29 protein-coding genes and 1 tRNA gene are annotated in these 26,234 nt (G+C 58.9%); 8 read left to right on the forward strand and 22 right to left on the reverse strand.

Annotated elements, in window-relative coordinates:
• Positions 1-95: 95 nt before the first annotated feature.
• The 4 genes from pstS to pstB are packed head-to-tail and all read left to right on the forward strand — an operon-like array spanning position 96 to position 3,811.
• Entirely contained in the window at positions 96-1,112 is a 1,017-nt protein-coding gene (gene pstS / locus L8I05_RS18510) for a phosphate ABC transporter substrate-binding protein PstS (RefSeq protein ID WP_242170847.1), read from the forward strand.
• A gap of 55 nt (positions 1,113-1,167) precedes the next feature.
• Entirely contained in the window at positions 1,168-2,163 is a 996-nt protein-coding gene (gene pstC, locus L8I05_RS18515; RefSeq protein ID WP_242170849.1) for a phosphate ABC transporter permease subunit PstC, read from the forward strand.
• On the forward strand, positions 2,160-3,032 hold the full coding sequence (pstA, locus tag L8I05_RS18520; RefSeq protein ID WP_159959455.1) for a phosphate ABC transporter permease PstA: 873 nt from the start codon (positions 2,160-2,162) through the stop codon (positions 3,030-3,032). Before pstC ends, pstA begins: the two co-directional genes overlap by 4 nt.
• Entirely contained in the window at positions 3,032-3,811 is a 780-nt protein-coding gene (pstB, locus tag L8I05_RS18525) for a phosphate ABC transporter ATP-binding protein PstB (RefSeq protein ID WP_242170851.1), read from the forward strand. The genes pstA and pstB overlap by 1 nt, the downstream gene beginning before the upstream one ends.
• Before the next feature lie 116 nt (positions 3,812-3,927).
• On the opposite strand, the gene L8I05_RS18530 is transcribed toward pstB, so the two are convergent.
• From L8I05_RS18530 to L8I05_RS18615, 18 genes are all read right to left on the reverse strand, one after another.
• A tRNA-Lys gene (locus L8I05_RS18530) sits at positions 3,928-4,003 on the reverse strand.
• Between the two features lie 63 nt (positions 4,004-4,066).
• Complete coding sequence (queC, locus tag L8I05_RS18535; protein WP_174245646.1) at positions 4,067-4,744, reverse strand: 7-cyano-7-deazaguanine synthase QueC; 678 nt, start codon at positions 4,742-4,744, stop codon at positions 4,067-4,069.
• Position 4,745: 1 nt separating this feature from the next.
• On the reverse strand, positions 4,746-5,393 hold the full coding sequence (gene queE / locus L8I05_RS18540; RefSeq protein WP_159959461.1) for a 7-carboxy-7-deazaguanine synthase QueE: 648 nt from the start codon (positions 5,391-5,393) through the stop codon (positions 4,746-4,748).
• Positions 5,394-5,558: 165 nt separating this feature from the next.
• On the reverse strand, positions 5,559-6,395 hold the full coding sequence (ybgF, locus tag L8I05_RS18545) for a tol-pal system protein YbgF (RefSeq protein ID WP_177017016.1): 837 nt from the start codon (positions 6,393-6,395) through the stop codon (positions 5,559-5,561).
• A gap of 6 nt (positions 6,396-6,401) precedes the next feature.
• Positions 6,402-6,902, reverse strand: a complete 501-nt coding sequence (gene pal, locus L8I05_RS18550; RefSeq protein WP_003209827.1) for a peptidoglycan-associated lipoprotein Pal — start codon at positions 6,900-6,902, stop codon at positions 6,402-6,404.
• 55 nt (positions 6,903-6,957) lie between these two features.
• Positions 6,958-8,238: a Tol-Pal system beta propeller repeat protein TolB gene (gene tolB / locus L8I05_RS18555; protein WP_032865998.1), complete on the reverse strand. Its 1,281-nt coding sequence runs from the start codon at positions 8,236-8,238 to the stop codon at positions 6,958-6,960.
• A gap of 17 nt (positions 8,239-8,255) precedes the next feature.
• Positions 8,256-9,329, reverse strand: a complete 1,074-nt coding sequence (gene tolA, locus L8I05_RS18560) for a cell envelope integrity protein TolA (RefSeq protein ID WP_159959465.1) — start codon at positions 9,327-9,329, stop codon at positions 8,256-8,258.
• Positions 9,329-9,781, reverse strand: a complete 453-nt coding sequence (tolR, locus tag L8I05_RS18565) for a protein TolR (RefSeq protein WP_161630238.1) — start codon at positions 9,779-9,781, stop codon at positions 9,329-9,331. Before tolR ends, tolA begins: the two co-directional genes overlap by 1 nt.
• A 23-nt stretch (positions 9,782-9,804) precedes the next feature.
• A complete protein-coding gene (gene tolQ, locus L8I05_RS18570; RefSeq protein ID WP_003209819.1) occupies positions 9,805-10,500 on the reverse strand; it encodes a protein TolQ in 696 nt (231 codons plus the stop codon).
• A 1-nt stretch (position 10,501) separates the two neighbouring features.
• The gene (gene ybgC, locus L8I05_RS18575; protein WP_071484353.1) at positions 10,502-10,957 is read right to left on the reverse strand and encodes a tol-pal system-associated acyl-CoA thioesterase; all 456 of its coding nucleotides are present in this window, start codon (positions 10,955-10,957) and stop codon (positions 10,502-10,504) included.
• 139 nt (positions 10,958-11,096) lie between these two features.
• Positions 11,097-12,155 carry a Holliday junction branch migration DNA helicase RuvB gene (gene ruvB, locus L8I05_RS18580; protein WP_003193867.1) on the reverse strand — a complete coding sequence of 353 codons (1,059 nt, stop codon included), beginning with the start codon at positions 12,153-12,155 and terminating at the stop codon, positions 11,097-11,099.
• The gene (gene ruvA, locus L8I05_RS18585; protein ID WP_242170854.1) at positions 12,156-12,767 is read right to left on the reverse strand and encodes a Holliday junction branch migration protein RuvA; all 612 of its coding nucleotides are present in this window, start codon (positions 12,765-12,767) and stop codon (positions 12,156-12,158) included.
• A gap of 66 nt (positions 12,768-12,833) precedes the next feature.
• Complete coding sequence (ruvC, locus tag L8I05_RS18590; protein WP_016975450.1) at positions 12,834-13,358, reverse strand: crossover junction endodeoxyribonuclease RuvC; 525 nt, start codon at positions 13,356-13,358, stop codon at positions 12,834-12,836.
• A gap of 171 nt (positions 13,359-13,529) precedes the next feature.
• Entirely contained in the window at positions 13,530-14,276 is a 747-nt protein-coding gene (locus L8I05_RS18595; RefSeq protein ID WP_242170856.1) for a YebC/PmpR family DNA-binding transcriptional regulator, read from the reverse strand.
• 136 nt (positions 14,277-14,412) lie between these two features.
• Positions 14,413-16,188 carry an aspartate--tRNA ligase gene (aspS, locus tag L8I05_RS18600; RefSeq protein ID WP_242170859.1) on the reverse strand — a complete coding sequence of 592 codons (1,776 nt, stop codon included), beginning with the start codon at positions 16,186-16,188 and terminating at the stop codon, positions 14,413-14,415.
• 107 nt (positions 16,189-16,295) lie between these two features.
• Positions 16,296-16,517, reverse strand: a complete 222-nt coding sequence (locus L8I05_RS18605; protein ID WP_017139808.1) for a zinc ribbon domain-containing protein — start codon at positions 16,515-16,517, stop codon at positions 16,296-16,298.
• A 171-nt stretch (positions 16,518-16,688) separates the two neighbouring features.
• Complete coding sequence (locus L8I05_RS18610) at positions 16,689-17,030, reverse strand: ribbon-helix-helix domain-containing protein (protein ID WP_159959471.1); 342 nt, start codon at positions 17,028-17,030, stop codon at positions 16,689-16,691.
• Positions 17,031-17,210: 180 nt separating this feature from the next.
• Complete coding sequence (locus L8I05_RS18615; protein ID WP_003193874.1) at positions 17,211-17,684, reverse strand: Dps family protein; 474 nt, start codon at positions 17,682-17,684, stop codon at positions 17,211-17,213.
• Positions 17,685-18,127: 443 nt separating this feature from the next.
• Here L8I05_RS18615 and L8I05_RS29525 point away from each other — a divergent pair, with 443 nt between their 5' ends.
• Positions 18,128-18,730, forward strand: a complete 603-nt coding sequence (locus tag L8I05_RS29525) for a cold-shock protein (RefSeq protein WP_083356990.1) — start codon at positions 18,128-18,130, stop codon at positions 18,728-18,730.
• A 68-nt stretch (positions 18,731-18,798) separates the two neighbouring features.
• Here the strand turns inward: L8I05_RS29525 and L8I05_RS18625 are convergent, their stop codons facing one another.
• Both L8I05_RS18625 and L8I05_RS18630 read right to left on the reverse strand, forming a co-directional pair.
• Complete coding sequence (locus tag L8I05_RS18625) at positions 18,799-19,005, reverse strand: SlyX family protein (protein ID WP_159959473.1); 207 nt, start codon at positions 19,003-19,005, stop codon at positions 18,799-18,801.
• A gap of 3 nt (positions 19,006-19,008) precedes the next feature.
• The gene (locus L8I05_RS18630; protein ID WP_242170861.1) at positions 19,009-19,434 is read right to left on the reverse strand and encodes an HIT domain-containing protein; all 426 of its coding nucleotides are present in this window, start codon (positions 19,432-19,434) and stop codon (positions 19,009-19,011) included.
• A 707-nt stretch (positions 19,435-20,141) separates the two neighbouring features.
• On the opposite strand from L8I05_RS18630, the gene L8I05_RS18635 reads away from it, so the two are divergent.
• Complete coding sequence (locus L8I05_RS18635) at positions 20,142-21,449, forward strand: OprD family porin (protein ID WP_197626919.1); 1,308 nt, start codon at positions 20,142-20,144, stop codon at positions 21,447-21,449.
• Between the two features lie 194 nt (positions 21,450-21,643).
• On the opposite strand, the gene L8I05_RS18640 is transcribed toward L8I05_RS18635, so the two are convergent.
• Positions 21,644-22,486, reverse strand: a complete 843-nt coding sequence (locus L8I05_RS18640) for a mechanosensitive ion channel family protein (protein ID WP_159959479.1) — start codon at positions 22,484-22,486, stop codon at positions 21,644-21,646.
• A gap of 136 nt (positions 22,487-22,622) precedes the next feature.
• Entirely contained in the window at positions 22,623-23,108 is a 486-nt protein-coding gene (locus L8I05_RS18645; RefSeq protein WP_003175814.1) for a YajQ family cyclic di-GMP-binding protein, read from the reverse strand.
• A 123-nt stretch (positions 23,109-23,231) separates the two neighbouring features.
• On the opposite strand from L8I05_RS18645, the gene L8I05_RS18650 reads away from it, so the two are divergent.
• Together L8I05_RS18650 and L8I05_RS18655 are read left to right on the forward strand one after the other, a co-directional pair.
• Positions 23,232-24,149, forward strand: coding sequence for a putative 2-dehydropantoate 2-reductase (locus L8I05_RS18650; protein WP_242170863.1), 918 nt, complete (start codon positions 23,232-23,234; stop codon positions 24,147-24,149).
• Between the two features lie 46 nt (positions 24,150-24,195).
• Positions 24,196-26,232 carry a HAMP domain-containing sensor histidine kinase gene (locus tag L8I05_RS18655; protein WP_242170865.1) on the forward strand — a complete coding sequence of 679 codons (2,037 nt, stop codon included), beginning with the start codon at positions 24,196-24,198 and terminating at the stop codon, positions 26,230-26,232.
• Positions 26,233-26,234 lie beyond the last annotated feature (2 nt).

The raw sequence follows: 26,234 nt of genomic DNA on the forward strand, positions 1-26,234 counted from the left end.
AACCGTCATTAAACAGACATATCTCAGGAATTAAATCGTCACGTCTTAGACAGGTGGACCTATCCACTTACCCCTTCCCTTGAGGTGTTGTCGTGATGTTGCCGACTAAAAAAAGTCTGTCTGTTCTGTTCGCTGCCCTGTGCTTGAGCGGCGTGGCCCACGCCACCGACGTTACCGGCGCCGGCTCCAGTTTCGTCTACCCGGTGCTGTCCAAGTGGTCGCAGGACTACAGCAAGAACTCCAGCAATCGCATCAACTATCAGTCGATCGGCTCCGGCGGCGGCATCGCCCAGATCAAGGCGGCCACCGTTGACTTCGGCGCCTCCGACGCCCCGCTGTCGGCCGATGAACTCAAAGCTGGCGGCCTGGGCCAGTTCCCCAGCGTGATTGGCGGCATCGTGCCGGTGATGAACGTCGAGGGCGTAGCGGCTGGCCAGTTGAAACTCGATGGCGACGTGCTCGCGAAGATTTTCCTCGGTGACATCAAGGCCTGGAACGACCCGGCCATCGCCGCCCTCAACCCTGGCTTGAACCTGCCGGTGGCGAACATCACCGTGGTGCACCGTTCCGACGGCTCGGGCACCTCGTACAACTTCACCAACTACCTGGCCAAAGTCAGTGACAGCTGGAAAGCCAAGGTGGGGTTCGGCACCACCGTGCCGTGGCCGGTCGGTGTGGGCGGCAAGGGTAACGAAGGCGTTTCGGCCTACGTGAAGCAGATCAAGAACTCCATCGGCTTTGTGGAATACGCCTACGCCCTGCAGAACAAAATGACCTATGCCCAACTGAAAAACGCTTCGGGGAAATTCGTCAAACCTGATGCCAAGGCATTCCAGGCCGCCGCAGATACCGCTGACTGGGCGAATGCCAAAGACTTCAACCTGATCATGACCAACGCCCCAGGCGAAGGCGCGTGGCCGATCACGGCGACCACCTGGATCATCATGTACAAGCAGCCGAAGAATGCCGAGCAAAGCCAGGCGGCGTTCAGCTTCTTCAAGTGGTCACTGGAAAAAGGCCAGCAACAGGCCGCGGCGCTGGACTACGTAGCCCTGCCGGACTCCCTGGTGTCGCGAATCGAAGGTTACTGGAAGTCTGACTTCGCCAACTGATTCGTCCTACGGCCGCCTTGCGCATTGACTGCGCAAGGCGGTGAGCACATCTGATATGAACGACACCGTCCAACCGCTGGTCATGACTTCTCACGCAGGCGACACCGCGGGCGACCGCCGTGCCACCCGCGATCAACGCCACGATCTGTGGTTTAAACGCTCGATGTTCGGCGCCGCCATGCTGGTGTTGGCATTGCTGGGTGCCATTGCGGCCTCGACCCTGTGGGGCGGCGGCTTGGCGTTCAAGACCTTTGGTTTCAGCTTTATCACCAGCACCGAATGGGATGCGGTGAACAACCACTTTGGCGCCGTGGTGCCGATTTACGGCACCTTGGTCACCTCCTTCCTGGCCTTGCTGATTGCGGTGCCGGTGAGTTTCGGCATTGCGATTTTTCTCACCGAGGTCGCGCCGCCCTGGCTCAAGATGCCGGTCGCGTCGGCGATTGAATTGCTCGCCGGTATTCCTTCGATCATCTATGGCATGTGGGGCTTGTTCGTGTTCGGGCCGTTTATGGCTGAGCACCTGTCGCCCTTGATCAACGACTACCTCGGCGCCCTGCCCTTTATTGGCTCGCTGTTCCAGGGCCCGCCGCTGGGGATCGGCATGTTGACTGCCGGGATTGTGCTGGCGGTGATGATCATGCCGTTTATCACCTCGGTGATGCATGAGGTGTTTCGCAGTGTGCCGACGCCATTGAAAGAATCGGCCTACGCGCTTGGCAGCACAACGTGGGAAGTGGTGTGGGACATCGTCTTGCCCTACACGCGCTCGGCCGTTGTCGGCGGGATCTTTCTCGGTTTGGGCCGTGCCCTTGGCGAGACCATGGCGGTGACCTTTGTACTGGGCAACGCCCAACAATTCTCCGCCTCGCTGCTGATGCCCAGCAGTTCGATTGCGTCCGTGATCGCCAACGAGTTCAGCGAGGCCTACACCGACCTGCACCGCTCCGCGCTGATCGCCTTGGGCTTCTTGCTGTTTATCGTGACTTTTGTGGTGCTGGCACTGGCGCGCCTGATGCTGATGCGCCTGTCGCGCAAGGAAGGGTTATGAACGCCAACGAACGCCTGTACCGAAAACGTGCGCTGAAAAACGCGGTTGCGATGTGCCTCAGTTGCGGCGCGACAGCCTTCGGCCTTTTGTGGCTGGCGTGGATTCTGCTGACCACCATCATCAATGGGTTCCAGGCCCTCAACCTGCGCCTGTTTACCCAGATGACGCCGCCGCCCGGCACCGAAGGCGGCCTGGCCAACGCGTTCTATGGCAGCGCATTGATGTCTGCCATCGCACTGTTGATCGGCACGCCCATTGGGTTGATGGCCGGTATCTGGCTGGCAGAGTTTGCACGCCACTCACGCCTGGGCACCACGGTGCGGTTTATCAACGACATCCTGCTGTCCGCACCTTCGATTGTGCTGGGTTTGTTTATCTACACCGGCGTGATCTTGCCACTCAACCTGCTGACCAATCACCAGGTTGGTTTTTCCGCCATCGCCGGCGCCTTGGCCCTGGCCCTGCTGGTGATTCCAGTGGTGGTGCGCACCACCGATGAAATGCTCCAACTGCAACCTTCCACCATGCGCGAGGCCGCGCTGGCACTGGGTGTGCCGCAATGGAAACTGACCTTGCAGATCGTGCTGAGAGCGGCCAAGGCCGGGGTAGTCACCGGCATCCTGCTGGCCCTGGCGCGAATCACCGGGGAAACCGCCCCGCTGCTGTTCACCGCCTTTGGCAACCAGTTCTGGAGCAGCAACCTGCTCAAGCCGATTGCCAGTGTGCCGGTGGTGATCTTCCAGTACGCCATGAGCCCGTTCGACGACTGGCACTCACTGGCCTGGGCCGGCGCCCTGGTGCTCACACTGTTCGTGCTGGTGCTCAGCCTGGCATCTCGCCTGATCCTTTTACGCAATAGGTCTCACTGATGGACGCTACCGGCATTGTTCCCGAAAAAACCAAAATCCAAGTGCGCGGGTTGGAGTTTTTCTACAACCACCAACGCTCGCTGAAATCCATCGACATCGACATTCCGGAAAAGCGCATCACCGCCATCATCGGCCCCTCCGGCTGCGGCAAGTCCACCTTGCTGCGCGTGTTCAACCGCATCTACTCGATGTACCCGAAGCAGGAAGCGCGTGGCGAAGTGCTGCTCAACGGCGAAAACATCCTCGCCCCCGGCTACTCGATGAACCGCCTGCGCAGCCACGTCGGCATGGTGTTCCAAAAGCCGGTGCCGTTCCCGATGTCGATCTACGACAACATCGCCTACGCCGTGCGCCACCACGAAAAACTCTCGCGCCGTGAGATGAACGACCGCGTCGAACAAGCCCTGCGCGGCGGCGCCCTGTGGGATGAAGTCAAAGACAAACTCAACCAGAGCGCCCAAAGCCTCTCCGGCGGCCAGCAACAACGACTGTGCATCGCGCGCACCATCGCGCTGCGCCCGCAGGTGTTGCTGCTGGACGAACCGACCTCAGCGCTCGACCCCATTTCCACCGGGCGCATCGAGCAATTGATCACCGAGCTTAAAACGCAGTACACGGTGATTATCGTGACCCACAACATGCAGCAAGCCGCGCGGGTGTCGGACAACACCGCGTTCATGTTCATGGGGGAATTGATTGAGTATGGCAATACGGACGAGATCTTCACCAAGCCGAAGATGAAGCAGACGGAGGACTATATTACGGGGCGGTTTGGCTAGTAGGCCCGACAGAGGGGCCACGGGCCGCCTGTTGCAGGCGGCTTTTTCACCAGGCAAAAAAAAACCCGGAAATCCTCACTTGCGTGGGCCTTCCGGATTTTCTAAACCGCCAAAAATGGTGGGTCGTGTGGGATTCGAACCTACGACCAATTGGTTAAAAGCCAACTGCTCTACCAACTGAGCTAACGACCCGCTGTGTGGTGGCGCGTATAATACTGATTTCTAAGGATTATTCAACACCTTATTTTAAATAAATCAGAAATAACGCGTTGGGTCAGCAATTCCGGCGGCTTGGAAGCCTTCTGCACGCAGTCGGCAGGCGTCACATTTCCCACAGGCGTGGCCGGCATTGTCTGCTTGGTAGCAGGAAACTGTCAGCGTGTAGTCGACACCAAGTCCTACACCAGCCTTCACAATATCCGCCTTGGTCATGTTCTGCAGCGGCGCCTGGATACGAAAGCCCTGCCCCTCTACACCGGCCTTGGTGGCCAGGTTGGCCATGCGCTCGAATGCCTCGACATACTCAGGGCGACAGTCCGGATAGCCGTTGTAGTCCAGTGCATTGACGCCGATGAAGATGTCGCGGGCGTTCAATACTTCGGCCCAGCCGAGGGCCAGCGACAGGAAGACGGTGTTGCGCGCCGGCACGTAGGTCAGCGGGATGCCTTCGCTGGGCGCCTCGGGTACGTCGATGCTGCTGTCGGTGAGCGCCGAACCGCCGATGCCATTAAGGTTGAGGCCGATGACCTTGTGCTCGACCACACCCAGGTCACGGGCGACACGCGCGGCGGCGTCCAACTCGGCACGGTGGCGCTGGCCGTAGTCGAAGCTCAGGGTGTAGCAGCTGTAGCCTTGAGCGCGGACCATGGCTACCAACGTGGCGGAATCAAGGCCACCGGAGAGCAGGATGACGGCACGTTTTTCATCGGCCATGTCAGCGCCCTGGCTCGTCATTCCACAGGTATTTATGCAACTGCAATTGCAGGCGCACCGGCAGGTTGTCCGCGACGACCCAGTCGGCCAGGTCGCGGGCGTTCAGGTCGTGATGGCTGGGTGAGAACAGCACCTCACCGGCGCGGCGGTCGAGGCCGTACTGGATCAGCTTGGAGGCCGCCCAGTCATAGTCGTCACGAGAGCAGATCACGAACTTGACCTGATCGTTGGCCGTCAGCAAGTCCATGTTCTCGTAGAGGTTGCGGTGCGCCTCTTTGGAACCTGGGGTCTTGAGATCGACTACCCGGCTCACGCGCGAGTCAACAGCCGAGATGTCCAGGGCGCCGCTGGTTTCCAGCGAGACCTCGTAACCGGCGTCACACAGCCGCTTGAGCAATGGGATGGCGTTGGGTTGGGCCAGCGGCTCGCCACCTGTCACGCAGACGTAGCGCGGCTTGAAGCCGGCCACTTGCTCGAGGATGTCGTCGAGGCTGCGCACGGTGCCGCCACTGAAGGCATAGGCGCTGTCACAGTATTGGCAACGCAAAGGACAGCCGGTCAGCCGTACAAATACGGTGGGCAGGCCAGCGGTTCGCGTTTCACCCTGTAACGAGTAAAAAACTTCGGTAATACGTAATGTGTCTTGCATAGTCGCCACGGGCGTAACAGCTAAACAGGCTGTCCGCCTCCGTCAGGCACTTCAAGGAATTTCGCAAACGCGTAAACCCCAGGAAGCGTGTTTCATAAAAGGGCGTGGATTCTAACGAAAAAACCCGCGCCAGGCGCGGGTTTCTTCTAAACGGGAAAGCATCGCTTACAAGCGTTGCAGATCTCGTTGAGCCAACTGGGCAGCGGACGTACCCGGATATTGGGCAACGACCTGCTGCAGAATGCCTTTGACCTTGTCGGTGTGACCCAGGCGGCGTTCTACGTCAGCAAGTTTGTACAGCGAATCAGGCACCTTGGCGTGCTTTGGGTAGAGCTGGCTGACCTTGGCAAACGCCTGGCCTGCGCCCTGCAGATCACCCTTGGCCAAGTTAACCTCGCCCAACCAGTACTGGGCATTGCCCGCGTATTGGCTGTTCGGGTATTTGCGCAGGAATGCGGTAAAAGCCTGGCTGGCCTTATCGAAATCCTTGGCTTTGATCAGGTCGAAGGCTGCATCGTAATACAGCTTTTCTTTGGCCGGATCACCCGGTTCGCTGCTGGCGGCAGGGGCTTGGCTTGCGGCCGCAGCCCCCGCTGCTGCACCACCGGCAGCGGCGCTTGGCGCGCTACCGGCAGAAGAATTATCAGGAGTGGCGGCTGGTGTTACGCCGGCTCCAATGCGTCGATCAAGATCCTGGTAACGCTCCAGGCCTTCTTGCTTCAGCTGGTTCACTTGATTCTGCAGAACTTCAATGGTGCCTTGTTGCTGGGACAATTGATCCTGCATGCGTTGCAGCTGGTTGAACAGTTCGCCCTGTGCCGAGGGAGCGGACGTAGCCGCTCCCCCAGCATAGGCGCCGTTCGTGCCATAACCCGCTGGCGGATAACTGCTCCCGCTATTGTTATAGCCAGAGTTGCTATCTTCCACAGGAACCGCAGCCCACACCGCAAGCGGGGCGAGGCTGAGAGCCAATACAGTTAGAGCACGACGGCACGTTCGCATGACGAATTACTTACGCAGTTCGACGCGACGGTTTTGAGCCCAGGACTGCTCGTCGTGGCCAGTAGCAACTGGACGCTCTTTACCGTAGGAAACCAGTTCCAGTTGGCCTGGAGCAACACCTTGCAGTACCAGGTAGCGCTGAACGGCTTTCGCACGACGCTCGCCCAGTGCCATGTTGTACTCACGAGTACCACGTTCGTCGGTGTTACCTTCCAGAACAACGCGAGCGCCGTTAGCTTTCAGGTCCTTCGCGTGAACGTCCAGAGCGCGCATGGCTTCTGGTTTCAGGTCCGAACTGTCGTATTCGAAGTAGAAAGTGGTGATAGCGCGCAGAGCAGCTTCTTCGCTCAGGGAGCCGTCAACTGCACCAGTGTTAGCGCCGTAACCAGCGTTTGGATCAACAGCTGCGCCTTCACCGGCATTGTCGCCGCCTTTAGACGAGCAACCAACGGCTACGGACAGAGCCAGAGCCAGAGCAGCAAACTTACCAAACTTCAGCATTTCCATCGTGAAACTCCTAATGAACCCCAGTGTGTTAAGTACTTCTTTTTGTAGCGCCGCGTCAGTTCAGGTAAGGGGACCAGGATGGTTCTCTGACTTCGCCTTGTGCGGTAGGAAGCGGGAGCCTTACGCGTCCATTAATGGACACGAGCATCAAGACTCCCCGGCCCTGCTGGCGGGTGGCGTAGATTACCATGGTGCCGTTGGGCGCAACAGTAGCTGACTCATCAAGGTTGGTATCTGTAAGGATTTTTACGGTTCCGCGCTGCAAATCCTGGGCCGCAACCCGGAAATTAGTGAAACCATCCTGACGGTGAATCATCACCAACGTCTTTTCATCAGCCGAAAGCTTAGGGTTGGCATTGTAGTTACCAATAAAGGTCACGCGCTCTGCACCACCGCCGCCTACGCTAGTTTTATAGATTTGTGGCTTGCCGCCCCGGTCGGAGGTGAAGTAGATGGTCGAACCATCCTTACCCCAGAACGGCTCGGTGTTGATGCCCGGGCCGCTGGTCACACGGCTGATCTGGCGCGAAGCCATGTTCATCACGTAGATGTCCGGGTTGCCGTCCTTGGACAGCACGAACGCCAGGCGCGAACCATCCGGCGACCAGGCTGGCGCACCGTTGAGGCCTTCGAAGTTGGTGATCTGCTCACGACGGCCGGTATCGATGTGCTGCACGAAGATGCGCGGGCGGCGCTGTTCGAACGACACATAGGCAATACGCTTGCCGTCTGGCGCGAAACGCGGCGACAGGATTGGCTCGCGCGATTGCAGCAAGGTCACAGCCCGTGCACCGTCGTAGTCCGAGCGCTGCAAGGTGTAACGAGTGTTGTCTACAGAGAAACGCTCAGCCGTTACATACAGCAGACGCGTCGAGAAAGCACCCTTGATACCGGTGAGCTTTTCAAACGACTGGTCGGAGATGTAGTGCGCCATGTCCCGCAGTTGTTCGGCGGTGCCCGATACGCTGCCGGTCAAGACCTGCTGCTCGGTGGCCACGTTGAACAACGTGTACTGGATCTGCAGGCGACCGCCGGCCGGCGTGATGCTGCCGACCATCAGGTACTGGGCGCCGACGGCTTTCCAGTCACGGAAGATGACTTCGCTGGCCTGGGTCGGCTGGCTGATCATGTTGCCTTTTGGAATCGGCGCGTAGTAACCGGAGTTGCGCAGGTCGTCACTGACGATCTGGGCCATGTCGTCCGGCAGCACGCTGCCGCCCTGCCAGCCGAACGGTACTACGGCGATCGGGGTGGCCCGATCGCTACCGCTGGTAACCAGGATGTTCTTTTCATCCGCCGCCGCTATCCCTGCCATACAGCAAATAACGACAAGCATTCCTCGAAGAAGGTTTCTCACAAGGCTAGATCCTCAGGTGTGAATGTCATCTTGAATGAACGATAGGGAGCGAAGTCGCTTGGTTTCATTCCCTGCATCTCGGTCAACCGGCCAATATTCTTGACCGCGGCAACCGCCGAACTGTCGAACGAACCGTCACCACTGGACTTGGCCACGCTGACCGAAGTCACCGTACCGTCCGGCAACATGCCGATCTGCAGCACTACTGTCATGCCTTTGCGTGCCGAAGGTGGACGTGTCCAGCCTTCCGCTGCCCGTGCCCGAATCAGGTCGTCGAAACTGCCCGCGACTTCGTCACCACGCTCATCGGCCAAGGCTTGCTGACGCTGAGGCGTGTCGGAAAGCAAATCTGCCAAGGCCTGGGCCTTTTTCTCTTCGGCGGATTTACGTGCTGCTTCCTGGGCCTTTTTCTTGCTGGCATCGGCGGCAGCTTTCTTCTTCGCGTCGTCGGCGACTTTCTTCTTCGCCTCGTCTGCTTCAGCTTTTTTCTTGGCGTCTTCGGCGGCTTTCTTCTTCGCGTCTTCGACTATCTTCTTCTTGGCCTCTTCAGCGGCCTTTTTCTTGGCCTCTTCTTCGGCAGCTTTCTTGGCTTCTTCTTCAGACTTCTTCTTGGCTATATCAGCCAATTGTTTCTCTTCGGCTTTTTTAGCTTCGGCAGCTTTTTCGGCTTTCTTGGCTTCATCAGCCTTTTTCGCCTCGTCAGCTTTCTTGGCTTCGTCAGCCTTTTTCGATTCCTCGGCCTTTTGAGCCGCCTCTTCTTTCTTTTGTTCCGCAGCAGCCTTCACCGCTTCCTGCTCGACCTTCTTCTGTTCCATCTGTTCGACTTCAGTCTGGCGCGCAGCCGACTTCTGGGCCTCACCCGCAATCTTCTGATTGGTCTGGGTGGTGGCCTGACTTTTCGATTTCAGCTGATACAGGGTCGCCTGCACGATCGGCTTGGCTGGCGGCAGGTCCGGGGTCATGGCAAAGCTGACGAACAGCATGCCAAACACCAGGACGTGCAGGGCAATTGCCCAGACGCTAGGCCAGAAGTAGCTTTCCGAGGCGGACGGCTCTCGCTGTTGCTGCATCAGGGCGCCTCGGTAATCAAGCCAACGTTACCCACGCCGGCCTTCTGCAGCCCGCCCATGGCGCCCATGACGGAGCCATAGTCGACCACTTTGTCGCCGCGAATGAACACCTGGGTGTGCTTGCCGCCTTCGTTGCCGGACCGAATGATCTTGGTCACGGCGTCGGTCATCTGCGGCAAGGTCATGGCCTTGTCCTGCTGTTTCTGGGTATCGACTTCGCTGCCAAGGTTCCAGTAATAGGTCTTGTCAGCCTTGATCGAAATGGTCAGGACCTGAGTGTTGTTGTCTTGCGGCAAGGCTTCGCTGGAAACCTTGGGCAGATCAACCTTCACGCCCTGATTGAGCATCGGCGCGGTCACCATGAAAATGACCAGCAGCACCAGCATCACGTCGATGTAAGGCACTACGTTCATCTCGGCGACCGGCTTGCGCTTTTTGCGAGCTCGAGCGATTAAAGCCATTGGGAATTACCTGCTTATTCTTCGCTGGTGTGCACTTTACGGTGCAGGATCGCCTGGAATTCGTCGGCGAAGGTGTAGTAACGGCTGATCAAGGTTTCGCCACGGGCGGCAAAACGGTTGTAGGCGATTACTGCGGGGATAGCAGCGAACAAGCCGATCGCGGTGGCGATCAGGGCTTCAGCGATACCCGGGGCCACGGTGGCCAGTGTCGCTTGCTGGGCCTGGGCCAGGCCGCGGAAGGAGTTCATGATCCCCCATACCGTACCGAACAGACCGATGTACGGGCTGACGGAACCGACGGTGGCGAGGAACGGCAGGCTCTGCTCCAGCTTCTCTTCTTCACGGGAAATGGCGACGCGCATGGCACGGGCCACGCCTTCCATGACTGCTTCCGGGTCAACGCCCGGTTGCTGGCGCAGGCGGGAGAACTCCTTGAAGCCGGCGCGGAAGATCTGCTCGACGCCCGAATCCGGGTCCGGGTTGCTGCCGGCCTGACGGTACAGTTTGGACAGGTCGATACCCGACCAGAAGCGCTCTTCAAAGCTCTCCAGGGCACGTCGACCGGCACGCAGCAAGTTGCTGCGCTGAAAAATCATGACCCAAGAGGTAACCGAAGCGGCTACCAGGACCAGCATCACCAGTTGAACCACAACACTGGCATTGCTGACCAGGCTCCACATGGAGGAATGGTCGACGACGGTAGGTTCCACGCTAAATCTCCTGCTTTGATTGTTTACCCGCGCCGCTTACGCCGGCAAAGGCCGCACGTAGAGCTTCGGGAATGGCCCGGGGTTTCAAACTATTGGTGCGCACACAGGCCACCAGGAACTGCCCCTCACAGAGCAGCGTTGCATCCGTTGCCCGCCTGACTTGCTGTTTAAAGCGCAGGCTGACACGGTTCAATTCGATTACTTCAGCGCTGACCAGCAACTCGTCGTCCAATCGCGCCGGTGCGTGGTAACGCGCCTCGCTGGAATGCACGACGAATAACAGGTCCTCCCCTGCCAGCTGGGATTGGGCAAAGCCCAGCTCCCGTAGCCGCTCGGTTCGAGCCCGCTCCATGAACTTGAGGTAGTTGACGTAATAAACGATGCCGCCGGCATCGGTGTCCTCGTAATAAACGCGACAGCGATGTGCGAACGACTGATCCCCGTTTTGCGCGCGCATACTCTAGTGCTTACTCCTCAGGTTGCCAATCCGGCTGGGCAACTGTTTTTGCATTCTATTCAGCATTTCTAACGACTGAATGACGACACCAGCCACTAGGACAGCACAAACTTCAGATAAATCGTCTGGCGTGGTGTTATTAATCGTCCACCGCATCGAGGAATTCGTCTACTACAGGCATCTCGCCCAATCGTGACGGAATGTTTAACCCGAAGTGCAAATAGGCGTGGCGCGTGACCACGCGGCCCCTTGGCGTACGCATGATGTAACCTTGTTGGATCAGGTACGGCTCCAGCACATCCTCAATGGTGTGACGCTCCTCGCTGATTGCCGCCGCCAGGCTGTCCACACCTACCGGGCCACCGTCGAACTTCTCGATCATGGTCAAGAGTAGACGTCGATCCTGGTGATCGAAGCCATGCTCGTCCACATCCAGCAGGTTCAAGGCCAGATCGGCCACGGCCTTGGTGATATGCCCCTTGGCCCGCACCTCGGCAAAGTCGCGCACGCGACGCAACAAACGGTTGGCGATTCGCGGCGTGCCACGTGCCCTGCGAGCGATTTCAAACGCGCCTTCCGGGTCCAGGGGCAAGCCGAGAATGCTCGCCGAACGGCTGACGATGGTGGCCAAATCCGCCGTGCTATAGAACTCTAGACGTTGAACAATGCCGAAACGGTCTCGCAACGGGTTGGTCAGCATGCCCGCACGGGTGGTTGCGCCCACCAGCGTAAAGGGCGGCAGGTCGAGTTTGATCGAGCGGGCCGCCGGGCCTTCGCCGATCATGATGTCGAGCTGGAAGTCTTCCATGGCCGGGTACAGTACTTCCTCGACGATAGGCGAAAGCCGGTGGATCTCGTCGATGAACAGCACGTCGTGCGGCTCAAGATTGGTCAGCAACGCCGCCAGGTCACCCGGACGCTCGAGCACCGGGCCGGAGGTGGACTTGATCGACACGCCCATTTCCTGGGCGATGATATTGGCCAGCGTGGTTTTACCCAGCCCCGGCGGGCCGAAGATCAACGTGTGGTCCAGAGACTCGCTGCGCCCGCGCGCGGCCTGGATGAACAACTCCATTTGCTCGCGCACGGTCGGCTGGCCGATATACTCGGCCAGGCTCAGCGGGCGGATGGCCCGGTCCTGGACTTCTTCACGGTCGCGCGGGCCGGTGGCCGCGATCAGACGATCAGCTTCAATCACTTAAATCATTCCCTTCAGGGCTCGGCGGATCATGTCTTCGCTGCTCAGGTTCTTGTCCTTGATGGCAGATACGGCTTTGCTGGCCTCCTGCGGCTTGTAGCCCAGGGAGATCAACGCGCTGACCGCATCGCTTTCGGCGCTGGTCACCTGGCCTGCCGGCATATCCGGCTGGTTCGGCACCAAGGCGAACATGCTCGGTACGACTTCCCAGGCTTTGAAGCGGTCCTTGAGCTCCACCAACAAGCGCTCGGCCGTTTTCTTGCCGACGCCCGGCACCTTGGTCAACGCCGAGGTGTCCTGGGCCGAAACCGCACGCACCAGTTCGTCCACCTCCAGGCTCGACATCAACGCCAGCGCAAGTTTGGGGCCTACGCCGTTCAGGCGAATCAGCTCGCGGAAGAAGTCGCGGTCGCGCTTGCCAATAAAACCATAAAGCAATTGCGCGTCTTCGCGCACCACCAAATGGGTGTGCAGGGTCAGCGGCTCGCCGACCGACGGTAGACGGTACAGCGTGGTCATGGGCACTTCCAGCTCATACCCCAACCCGTTTACATCCAGAATCAGGTGCGGCGGCTGTTTTTCAGCCAGGGTGCCGCGCAAGCGTCCAATCACGGTTCAAATCCTTAAAGCTTGGGGTCAGATAAGGCCTGACCGGAAATAACGATTGCGCTGATGCTATCAGAGACGCAGGCGACCGCCACGACTGCGTGCCGTGCCCAGACCATGCGGCAACAGGCTTGAGCGGGTATGCGCATGGCAAATGGCAATGGCCAGGGCATCGGAGGCGTCAATTTGTGGTTTTGAGGTGAGCTTGAGCATGTGCATGACCATCATCTGCACCTGTTCCTTATTCGCCGCGCCGGTGCCGACCACGGCCTGCTTGACCTGAGTGGCGGTGTATTCGGCGATTTCCATGCCTTCCTCGGCGCCGGCGACGATGGCGGCGCCTCGCGCCTGGCCAAGTTTTAACGCAGAGTCGGCGTTCTTGGCCATGAACACCTTTTCAATGCCCATGGTCACCGGCCCGTAGGTCTGGATCACTTCACGCACGCCGCGATAGACGATCTGCAGGCGCTCGGCCAACTCGCCCGCACCAGTGCGGATGCAGCCCGAGGCAACGTACACACAGCCGCGCGGGGTCTGTTGCACCACGCCAAAACCGGTGATGCGCGAACCGGGGTCGATACCTAGGATTAAAGTCATAACGCCTGCGAAGTGGAAAAAACACAATTCTTGCGACCAACATAGATCGAATGTGGGGGCTGGCTTGCCTGCGATGCAGACACCTCGGTGGTTCTGTCAAACCGAGGTGATGCTATCGCAGGCAAGCCAGCTCCCACCCAAGCCAGTCCCCACAGTGGAGGGGCGTGATGCTTAGGTGAGTTGTTCTGCGACAGATTCCGGGATATCGGCGTTCGAGTACACGTTCTGCACATCATCCAGGTCTTCAAGCATATCCAGCATCTTCAGCACTTTCTGCGCACCGTCCAGGTCCAGCTCGGCGCTGGTGGTCGGCAGCATCACGATTTCCGCGTCGGTGCCTTTGAAACCGGCGGCTTCCAGGGCGTTGCGCACCGCATAGAAGCCGGCGAACGAGGTGAATACGTCGATGGAACCGTCTTCGTTGGTCACCACGTCGTCGGCATCGGCCTCCATCGCGGCTTCGATCAGCGCATCTTCATCCACGCCCGGCGCGAAGGAGATTTGGCCCTTGCGCTCGAACAGGTAGGCCACCGAGCCGTCGGTGCCCAGGTTGCCGCCGCATTTGCTGAACGCGTGACGCACGGCTGCCGCAGTACGGTTGCGGTTGTCGGTCATGCACTCGACCATCACCGCCACGCCGCCCGGGCCGTAGCCTTCGTAGCTCAGCTCGACCATATCGTCAGTGTCGGCCGCGCCGGCACCACGGGCCACGGCGCGATCGATGATGTCGCGGCTCATGTTGGCGCCCAAGGCCTTGTCCAGCGCCAGGCGCAGGCGCGGGTTGGAGCCCGGGTCACCGCCACCCTGACGGGCAGCGACGGTCAGTTCGCGAATCCACTTGGTGAAGATCTTGCCTTTCTTGGCATCCTGACGCTCTTTGCGGTGCTTGATGTTCGCCCACTTGGAATGGCCAGCCATAACACAACTCCGAAATTCTCTAGAAACCTTAACAATCCCACCCCAGGCAGGAATTCCCTCTTTTAAACGCAAAGGCGCATCCGAAGATGCGCCTTTTTGACTGCTTACAACCTTATCGCGCTTTCACGCAGCAGCCTTACTCAGCCTTCGGCGTCTCGCGCAGACGGATGTGCAGTTCGCGCAGCGCCTTGGCATCCACCACGCCCGGAGCCTGGGTCATCACGTCCGCAGCACTCTGGGTTTTCGGGAAGGCGATCACTTCACGGATCGACTGGGCGCCGGTCATCAGCATCACCAGACGGTCCAGGCCAAACGCCAGGCCACCGTGCGGCGGCGCGCCGTACTTCAGGGCGTCGAGCAGGAAGCCGAACTTCTCTTCCTGTTCCGCTTCGTTGATGCCCAACAGACGGAATACCGCTTGCTGCATCTCCTTGCGGTGGATACGGATCGAGCCGCCACCCAGCTCGGTGCCGTTCAGGACCATGTCGTAGGCTCGCGACAGCGCGCCTGCGGGGTTGGCTTCCAGCTCTTCAGGCGAGCACTTCGGCGCGGTGAACGGGTGGTGCAAGGCGCTGAAGCTGCCGTCGTCGTTCTCTTCGAACATCGGGAAGTCGACCACCCACATTGGGGCCCACTTGCAGGTCAGCAGGTCCAGGTCGTGGCCCAGCTTGATGCGCAGCGCGCCCAGGGCTTCGCTGACGATCTTGGCCTTGTCGGCACCGAAGAACACGATGTCGCCGTCAACCGCGCCGACGCGGTCCAGGATCGCGTTCAGGTTGTCGAGCGGGATGTTTTTCACGATCGGCGATTGCAGGCCGTCAACGCCACTGGCGCGCTCGTTGACCTTGATGTACGCAAGGCCTTTGGCACCGTAGATGCCGACGAACTTGGTGTAGTCGTCGATCTGCTTGCGCGGCATGCTCGCGCCGCCAGGCACGCGCAGGGCGGCGATGCGGCATTTCGGGTCGTTGGCCGGGCCGCTGAACACCTTGAAGTCGACTTCTTTGAGCTGGTCGGCCACGTCCACCAGTTCCAGCGGGTTACGCAGGTCTGGCTTGTCGGAACCGTAGCGGCGCATGGCTTCTTCGAAGGTCATGTGCGGGAATTCGCCGAACTCCAGGTCCAGCACTTCCTTGAACAGGTTGCGGATCATTTGTTCGGTCAGGCCCATGATCTCTTTTTCATCGAGGAAGCTGGTCTCGATGTCGATCTGGGTGAATTCAGGCTGGCGGTCGGCACGCAGGTCTTCGTCACGGAAGCACTTGGCGATCTGGTAGTAACGGTCGAAGCCGGCCACCATCAGCAGCTGCTTGAACAATTGCGGCGATTGCGGCAAGGCGAAGAAGGAACCGGCGTGGGTACGGCTCGGCACCAGGTAGTCACGCGCGCCTTCCGGGGTGGCCCGGGTGAGGATCGGCGTTTCGACGTCAAGGAAGCCGTTTTCGTCGAGGAAGCGGCGGATGCTGGTGGTCATGCGCGAACGCAGACGCAGCTTCTCGGCCATTTCCGGGCGACGCAGGTCCAGGAAGCGGTAGCGCAGGCGAGTTTCTTCGCCCACGTCGGAGTATTCGTTGAGCGGGAACGGCGGGGTTTCCGACTCGTTCAGCACTTCCAGCTCGTAGCCCAGCACTTCAATACCGCCGGACGCCATGTTCTTGTTCACGGCACCGGCCGGACGCAGGCGCACCTTGCCGGTGATTTTCACGACGTATTCGCTGCGCACGCGGTCGGCGGCGGCGAAGCTCTCGGCGCGGTCCGGGTCGAACACCACTTGGGCCAGACCATCACGATCACGGATATCGAGGAAGATCACCCCGCCGTGGTCGCGGCGACGGTGAACCCATCCGCAAAGGGTGATTTCCTGACCTTCCAGGGTCTCGTTCAGTTGGCCGCAATAGTGGCTGCGCATCATGGTAGTGGTTTCACTTCTCGTAATTCGAAATTCGGTGGAGGCTCGCCTCGTCACCGTACAGTTAAGCAGGGGACGGATAATGCAGGAGCCTGCGCGTAGAGTTCAACTCAGTCTGCTTTGTCGCCGCCTGCCAGGTTTTTCTTGGCGCCGGTCTTGAAGTCGGTCTCGTACCAGCCACCGCCGCTCAGGCGGAAGCCCGGCATGGACAACATCTTCTTCAGCTCAGGTGCCTGGCAGGCAGGGCAATCGACCAGCGGCGCGGCGCTGATCTTCTGAATGGCTTCCAACTGATGACCACAGGAAGCACATTGATAGTCGTACATGGGCATGGAGATGTCTCGGCGATCAGATCATTACTGCGCCACGCCCTGCCCTGTGGATAAACACCAGGCATGCGCAGCAAAGCGCGGGATTATATCTGGTAAATCGAGGCAGCGCAGCCGGCTTTCTGCCCCAAGGCCGGCCCACCTCAACGGCGGGCCGGCTGTGCAACCGCCGGATTAATCGGCACTCATCGGGGTAGTGCAGGCTTTTAATACGTGAACCACGCACACCACCCTGACCAATCCGCTGAAGTTCTTCACCCCTCCGTAACGCAAATGCACTTCCCGGTCGACATACGACAGCAACGCACTGACTGAGCAGGCATTGATCCTGGCGATCTCCGTGAGGATATTCCAGTAGATCTGCTCAAGCCGCAGGCAGGTGGAAAACCCGTTGAGCCTGACCGACCGGGACAATGGCTTGGCCAGTCCCATATCGAACCCTTTTGCAAAGGGGTCGACCTTTATCTTATGAAAACCACAGGTTTCCATCACTCCATTACCCACTGCGCGTGACATACACCTGACACTCCATTGCCAAACAACAGCCCACGGGTTTCTCCCATGGAACAGTGGGTCTATAAAACAGCAGGATGCGAGGGGCGACCAGAAGACAGGGAGTCGGTAGTCGTAGGACAACGCCAGGAAGCGCGGGGAAACCACTGAGCGGCGCCAGGGCGGCGCCACTCAGGTGTAGATTTACTGGTTTTCGAGCAGAGAACGCAGCATCCACGCGGTTTTTTCATGAACCTGCATACGTTGGGTCAGCAAATCCGCCGTTGGCTCATCGCTGACTTTATCGAGCAGCGGGAAGATGCCGCGCGCGGTACGCGTCACTGCCTCCTGGCCCGCCACCAACTGCTTGATCATCTCTTCGGCGCTGGGCACACCCTCTTCTTCCTTGATCGAAGACAGACGGGCGTAGATCGAATAGGCACCCGGCGCCGGGAAACCCAGGGCACGGATACGTTCGGCAATGGAGTCCACTGCCAGCGCCAGTTCGTTGTACTGCTCTTCAAACATCAAGTGCAGCGTACGAAACATGGGGCCCGTGACGTTCCAATGGAAGTTGTGGGTTTTCAAATACAGTACATAGGTATCGGACAGCAGCCGTGAAAGTCCGTCGACGATGGATTTACGGTCTTCTTCACTGATACCAATATCGATTGCCATGTTTTTCCCCTTCAATTGACGAGCATTCATTGATCAGGTGCAGGACCACTCTAGCAAGAGTGCCGGCTATATGCAGCCCGACATACACCGCCGGCGTGCGGCAAATCGCCCCTTCTACGCATGCATCTGCCGGTCACGTGACAGCGGCATGCAAGCCTTTGCGCAGAGCAGGAAAACGCTAAAAATGCTGCTCAAAAATCCTGCACCTGTCTAGGACAAGTGTTTGCCGCAGAAATGCCAACGCGCTCGCAACACCCCGAAATGCTTGATTTGAGTAGGCACAGCCTTTGCTGTTAAATAGACGTCGTGTGGTGCGCCGTTTATTTCTGCGGCGCGCCACATAGGCTGATACCCGTGCACGTGCCCAACGCCTCCCATTGTTCAGAAGCGAACCGTGCCAGTCAGCTCTTCCTTGTGATCCTTCTTAACGTGAGTTAATCAAAATGTTGAAAATCGTCCACCTGCTAACGGGCGTTGCAGCGTTGCTGCTGTCCTTTATACCGAGCTTGCAACAGGGAAGCCCTCCCTACCTGGAACAACACGACGCTCTGTACCTGGCCTTGTTCGGCCTTCTTAACCTGACGCTGGCACCGGTGATCCCTTACTGGAACAAAGGCACGCGTCATCAACTGCAAAACCTGGTCAGCGCGCTGCTGGTACTGACCGTTGTCGTTCAAACCCTCACCCTCCTCGCACCGATGCCTGAAGTCGGCGGCCACCCGGCCATCCTGCTCAGCCTGGTGATTGCTGTGGTCGCCATCGTTCTTCACCTGGCCATCAGCTTCTACCGTTCGTCCCCTGCCGCTGCGTCGCAAAACTACGACATGACCAACCGGGATACCGGGACCGTCAAGTGGTTCAACACCTCCAAAGGCTTCGGCTTTATTTCCCGCGATTCGGGCGACGATATCTTCGTCCATTTCCGGGCCATCCGCGGCGAAGGTCATCGCGTTCTGGTCGAAGGCCAGCGCGTGGAGTTCTCCGTCATGAACCGCGACAAGGGCCTGCAAGCCGAAGACGTGATCGCGGCATTGCCGCGTCGCTGATTCCCACCCTCGGCGCAATAAAAAACCGCGATCCAGCCCTGCTGGATCGCGGTTTTTTTATGCGCGCTTTAATAATGCGGCGGCGGCGCCTCTTCTTCGGATGACTCGAACTGGCCACCCATTTCTTCCTGGCGCTTGAGCAGCGCCTTCATCTGCAGTTGCAGACGCTCAACCGCGCGCTGCTGGGTGACTAGGATGTCATTGAGGGTCTCGATGGTGTCGTCCTGAAACGCCAGGCGGCTTTCCAGGTCGTTGACGCGGTCTTGCAGGTCCATGGTTCAGTCCTGGGTAAAGATGAAGTCGGCAGGCAATAACGCGCGCAGTCGGGTGCGAAGCGCCGCCACTTGCTCTTCGGTATACGGCCGGGCCGGGTGCTTGCCCCAGACCGGTGCCGGCCAGGCGGCATCGTCGCGCTTACGCACAATCACGTGCACATGCAACTGGCTGACAACGTTACCCAGCGCACCGATGTTCATCTTGTCGGCCACCAGGCCTTCATTAAGCACTCGCGCCAAGGCGGTTGTTTCTTGCCACAGCGTCTGTTGATCGGCGACATCCAGCTGAAACACTTCACTGATACCGTCGACGCGCGGCACCAGGATGAACCAGGGGTAATTCGAGTCATTGGACAGCAGCAGGCGACAGAGCGGGAAGTCACCCATGACCAGTGTGTCTTGTTGCAGGCGTTGATCTAAGGCGAACACGCGGGCACTCCGTTCGGCAGGTCGATATCAGGCGCCCAGCATACCCTCGATGCAAGCAGATAAAAAATCTGCACCCTTTAGAGGCAGTCGAATATTTGAGCTACGCTAAATCGGGCCTCAGCGGGATGCACCAAAATGACCCACCTGTGCTTCAAAGGGATCCGCCAACTACCCACTCAGCGGGGTGAACCGGTAACGTTTTGCTCTGGCACAGGTTTTATGTACCTGCTCACAGGTGAAATACCCGGGCGTCAAGCCCAAACCAAACGACGTAAAAAGCCCGTGCTTATGCGGTTTTTACACTGCCGTAACGTTTTTCACGAAAAAATGACATTCGGTTACCGCTTTGTGCACGCTTGTTGCATTCACACCCGTATCGTCGGCAACGGCACCCGTTTGGAAGCAGGTGTTTCGCGATAAAAGAACAGCAGCGTTTGAATGCGCACCAAGGAAGAGTTCAAACTTCGACAGGGGTCTGAAAACAGCATTTAAGTTGTCAGCCCTGTCACATTAGGGCTGTGAATTTGCGACATGGAACTAGCAATTTACGACAGCCTCGTAAAGAAGCTGAAAGGATAGATGAGTCAGTATCGTCAATAGGGTCTGCGTGATATAACTTTGCGCCGACACAAAAAAGAAAGAGCCGCCCAGATAAAAATACAGGTGGGACGGCAGTACTCTTCCTAAAACCAAAGGAGCAAATCACGATGCGCGTGATGAAGTGGAGCATGATCGCCCTGGCTGTTTCAGCCGGCACCTCGCAGTTCGCAATGGCGTCCGCCCAAGATGATTCCAAGGGCTTTGTAGACGACAGTACTTTCAGCATCAATACCCGTGCGCTGTATTTCAGCCGCGATATCCGTAACGAACCAGGTGGCGGCTACAAACCCGTCAAACCGGGCAGTACTGAACGCAAAAGCATCTCCGAAGAATCAGGCCTTGGCTTCAATGCCCTGTACCAATCGGGCTTTACCCAAGGCACCATCGGTGTCGGTGTAGACGTTATTGGCTTGCTGGGCGTCAAGCTCGACAGTGGTCGGGGTCACGCCGGTACCGGCCTGTTCCCTAACGGTGCTGACGGCCGTGCCCAGGACGATTACTCCAAAGGCGGCGGCGCAATCAAGTTCCGTTTCTCTGACACCGTGCTGAAAATCGGTGATCAGTACACCACCGCACCGGTCTTCGCGTCCGATGACAGCCGTCTGCTGCCAGAGCTGCCACAAGGTATCTCGATCACCAGCAACGAAATCAAGGGCCTGAAACTGGAAGGCGGTCACTTCACGGCCTCCACTGCGCAAAACGCGACTTATCATGACAGCCTGGGCCTGAAGGAAACCAACTTCATCGGCGGCGTCTACGCGTTCACCCCAGAGTTGACCGGTAGCCTCTACTACGCAAAAACCGAAGACTACTGGAAGAAGACCTACGCCAACGTCAACTGGACCCATGCCCTCAGCAAGGAACAGTCGCTGGCCTTTGACTTCAACATCTACAGCACCAAAAGTGATGGCGAAGGTCTTGTTCGCGCAGAAAAAGACAACACCACCAAGCTCGACAACCGTGCCTACAGCTTGCAGGGCGCGTACACCATCGACGCTCACACCTTTACCCTGGCCTACCAGAAGGTTACCGGTGATGGCGACTACGGTTATGGCGTAGACGGCGGCGGCACGATCTTCCTGGCCAACTCCGTCGCTCGTTCTGACTTCAACGCCGAAGGCGAAAAATCCTGGCAAGCTCGTTACGACCTGAACATGGCCACTTTCGGCATTCCAGGCCTGAGCTTCATGACGCGTTATGTCACGGGTAGCGGCGCCGACAACGGTGTCACTAACAACGCGAAAGAGTGGGAACGCGACATCGAAGCCAAGTACGTGATCCAGAGCGGCCCGGCTAAAGACCTGAGCCTGCGTCTGCGTCAAGCGACTTATCGCTCCAGCGATGCGGTTTACTACGGTTCGGCCTCCTTGGACGAACTGCGTCTGATCGCGCAATACCCGCTGAATATCTTGTAATTAGCCGTTTAATTACAACGATGGCTTAAGGCTTCGGCCTTAAACAAAAAAGCCGCTCCCCTGTTTACAAGGGGGCGGCTTTTTTTGTTGCAACTTTATTACCTTGGAAAAATAACTAGCAAGCTAACTAACGAGATTAATCGTCAGCTTCGAACCTGACCTATTGGCCAAGTTCGATACACTTTAACGCTTAGTTATTTCGCCGCCGGTTCCTGCATCACGCGAATAACTCGCTGCGGAAACGGAATATCAATCCCCGCGCCTTTCAAGCGATCACGCGCCAGTTCATTAAGCATAAACACCACGTCCCAGTAATCTGACGTCTTGGTCCAGCAGCGCAAAGACACGGTGATCGAACTGTCACCCAAGGTCGACACCACAGCAACTGCCGCCGGATCTGCCAATACACGCGGGTCTTTCGCCAGCTCCAACAGCACTTCGCGGGCCTTCTGCAGGTCGGCTTCATAGTCGACACCCACGTCAAACACCACCTTGCGGGTCGGCTGACGGTTGGTGTTGGTGATGAGGCCGTTGGACAGGCTGCCGTTCGGGATGATCACGGTTTTGTTGTCGCCGGTGCGCAACACGGTGTGGAAGATCTGGATGCTGTCGACGGTACCGGACGTGCCTTGTGCTTCGATCCAGTCACCAATGCGGAACGGACGGAACAACAGGATCAGCACGCCACCGGCGAAGTTCGCCAGGCTGCCTTGCAATGCCAGGCCGATTGCCAGCGTGGCGGCACCAATCGCGGCCACGAACGAGGTTGTTGCCACGCCGATCATCGAGGCTACGTTGACCACCAGCATCACTTTGAGCGCGATGTTGGCAAGGTTAGTGATGAAGTGTTGCAGGGCCAGGTCGGCGTTACGCAGTGCCAGCAAACGCCCGACGCGGTGGGTCAACACGTTGATCAGCCACCAACCGATGGCCAGCGTGACCACGGCCAGCAAAAAGCGGCTGCCATATTCCATGATCATCGGGAGCCAAGACTCAGAGGTCTTGATCAGGTGATCCACTTCAGCGTTCAAATCCATCTATCTTCTCCTGTTGCGCGGATGTGCGGCTTTATTGACTGCCTTAAAACGCAAATGAGCCCCGAAGGGCTCAAGTGTAGGCACTGTTTCCGGGGCGTGGGACGTCAAAAACGCCCACAGGTTCCCCAATGTGCCATCAGTCGCGGAAGTTATTGAACTGCAGCGGCATGTCGAAGGTCTTGGCGCGCAGGGCGGCGATGGCTTCCTGCAAGTCATCACGTTTCTTGCCGGTCACACGCACCTGCTCACCCTGGATGGCAGCCTGGACTTTCAGCTTGGCATCCTTGATGTGGGCGACGATTTTCTTCGCCAGCTCTTTGTCGATGCCTTCCTTGAGTACCGCTTCCTGCTTCATCAGCTTGCCGGAGGCGTAAGCATCCTTGATTTCAAGGCACTGCGCGTCGATCTTGCGCTTGACCAGGGACAGCTTGAGGATCTCGATCATCGCTTCCAGCTGGAAATCGGCTTCAGCGGTCAGGTTGACGGTCAGTTCCTTTTCCTTGAATTCGAAGCTGCCCTTGCCTTTCAAGTCATAGCGACGGTCCAGTTCCTTGACGGCGTTCTCGACGGCGTTGGTGACTTCGTGTTTGTCCAGTTCGGATACCACGTCGAACGAAGGCATGTCATTTCTCCAATATAAGGGGCGGGCTCAGTAGAGATGGAGCGCGCCCGAGCTAAAATGCCGAGGCATTATAGCGGTTCTTTCGCCCCGTTCACTGTGAGCGACCCCACGGAGCACAATCTGATGTCGACCACCTGGCACATTCTCGGCGCCGGCAGCCTGGGCACACTCTGGGCCACGCGCCTGGCCCGCGCGGGCGTACCGGTGAAACTGATCCTGCGCGATGCTGCGCGCCTGGCCAGCTATCAGGCAGGCCCCGGGCTGACGCTGGTCGAACACGGCGTAGAACACACCTACCCGGTGATCGGCGAAACGCCCGACAGCCCCGAGCCGATACAGCGCCTGCTGGTGGCGTGCAAAGCCTACGACGCCCAAAGCGCCATCGCACAGCTGCAACATCGCTTGGTGCCGGACGCCGAACTGATCCTGTTGCAAAACGGCCTCGGCAGCCAGGACGCGGTGGCCGCGCAGCTTCCCAAGGCGCGCTGCCTGTTTGCTTCCAGCACCGAAGGCGCGTTTCGCGACGGCGATTGGCGCGTCGTGTTTGCCGGCCATGGCTACACCTGGCTGGGGGACGTTGGCCACCCGACTCCACCGTTGTGGCTGGACGACCTGCACGCCGCCGGCATTCCCCACGAATGGAGCACCGAAATTCTGACACGCCTGTGGCGCAAGCTGGCCTTGAACTGCGCCATCAACCCACTGACCGTGCTTTACCAGTGCCGCAACGGCGGCCTGCAAGCGCATCAATGTGAAGTCGCGACCTTGTGCGCCGAGTTAACCGAGCTGCTTGAATGTTGCGGCCAACCGGCGGCCGCCGAAGATTTGCACAGCGAAGTAGAACGGGTGATCCAGGCCACTGCCGCCAATTACTCTTCCATGTATCAGGACGTGGCCAACGCCCGGCGCACCGAAATCAGCTACCTGCTGGGCTATGCCTGCGCGGCGGCGGCCCGCCACCAATTGGTACTGCCGCATCTGCAACAAGTGCAAGCGCGCCTGGTCGAGCACTTGCGCGCACGCGGATTGGCCAGCGACTGAGGCACGCGCTACCCTGCCTACCTGTCTATCACCTGGGAAAACCCTGATGCCACTGCGCCAGCGTCTTGAAAATCTACCGGTAGGGCAGAAACTGCTGGCGGCCCTGCTGGTGTTGTTGACCACCGTGTTGCTGGTGGCCAACCTGACGTTTATCAGCGCCGCCTATTGGATCTCCCAGGAAAGCATGGCGCCCCAGGCCTTGCAGGCCATTGGGCGCCTGGTGTCGAACCCGTCCCTGGCCGGTGAGGCCCTGGAATCCCCGGCCAAGGCCGAAGCCCTGCTCAATGAGCTGACCAGCTACTCGCCCCTGCGCGCGGCGGCGTTGTACGACGGCGACGGCAACCGCCTGGCGCAGATGCAACACGGCAATCGCCTGCAGTTGCCGGAAAACTACCGGCATATCGAAGCCTGGCGTGTTACCGAGTTTCGCAGTAACCAGGTCATCACCCTGCCCCGCACCGGCCAGCCTTCCGGGCATTTGCTGTTGGTGGCCAGCAGTGAGCTGCCGATGGCCTTCTACACCGGCACGCTGACCGCCAGCCTGGGCATTCTGATTTTCAGTGTGTTGCTCTGGCTGATCATCGCCCGGCAGATCAAACGCCTGATCACCCGCCCGATCCACGAACTGGAAGAACTCTCGCGCCAGGTCACCCGCGAAGAAAACTACGCCCTGCGCGCCGGGCGCGGCAACCGTGATGAAATTGGCAGCCTGGCCGAAGCGTTCAACACCATGCTGTCGCGCATCGAGGCCCGCGAGCAGCAGCTCAAGCGTGCGCGCGATGATTCCCAGGCAGCCTACGACCAAGCACAGGGATTGGCCGAAGAAACGCGTCACACCAACCGCAAGCTGGAACTGGAAGTCCAGGTGCGCAGCAAGATCGAGAAGAAACTCACCGGTTTCCAGAATTACCTGAACAGCATTATCGACTCGATGCCCTCGGCGCTGATCGCCCTCGATGAGCAGCTCTACGTAACCCAGTGGAACCAGGAGGCCAGTGCACTTTCCGGCACGCGCCTGGATGAGGCGCTGAACCAGCCGATCTTCCTCGCGTTCCAGCCCCTCAAGCCCTACTTGCCGCAAATCAAGGCCACGGTTGAGCAACACACGGTGGAACGGATTGAGCGCGTCACCTGGATCAAGGATGACGAGGCCAAGCATTACGCCCTGACGTTCTACCCGCTGATGGGCGGCGCCGGGCGCGGCGTGGTGATTCGTATCGACGACATCACCCAGCGCCTGTCCCTGGAAGAAATGATGGTGCAGTCGGAAAAAATGCTCTCCGTCGGCGGCCTGGCTGCGGGCATGGCCCATGAAATCAACAACCCGTTGGGCGCGATCCTGCACAACGTGCAGAACATCCGCCGGCGCTTGTCACCCGACCTGCCGAAGAACCTGGAACACGCCGAACAGGTGGGCGTCGAGCTGGACACCGTCAACCGTTACCTGCACAGCCGCGAAGTGCCGCAACTGCTCGATGGCATTCAGCAAGCCGGCGCGCGGGCGGCGAAGATCGTCACCCATATGCTCAGTTTCAGCCGCCTCAGCAATCGCCAGATGGCGCCCTGTGATTTGCCCGCCCTGATCGACCAAGCGGTAGAAATTGCTGGTAACGACTTCGACCTGACCATAGGTTTCGACTTCAAGGGCCAGGCGATCATCCGCCAGTTCGACCCGCAACTCGGCCCGGTGCCGGGCACCGCCAACGAGCTTGAGCAAGTGTTGCTCAACCTGCTGAAAAACGCCGCTCAAGCCATTCACTTGCGTGAAGACGACCGCGAACCCGGGCGCATTATCCTGCGCACCCGCCTCAACCCGCCCTGGGCGGAGATCCAGGTGGAAGACAACGGCATCGGCATGAGCGAAAACGTGCGCAAACGGACCTTCGAGCCGTTCTTCACCACCAAGGAAATCGGCCAAGGCACCGGGCTTGGGCTGTCGGTGTCGTATTTCATCATCACCAACAACCACAAGGGCCAGATGGAGGTGCACTCCACCCTCGGCCAAGGCACTTGCTTCACCCTGCGCCTGCCGTTGGCCGGCAGCCAGATTCCATCCTTTGACCTGACTCAACTGGAGCAATGACC

The sequence above is a fragment of the Pseudomonas sp. MONT-RG-20F-20-E-7-02 genome (assembly GCF_022662395.1).
Taxonomy (GTDB): domain Bacteria; phylum Pseudomonadota; class Gammaproteobacteria; order Pseudomonadales; family Pseudomonadaceae; genus Aquipseudomonas.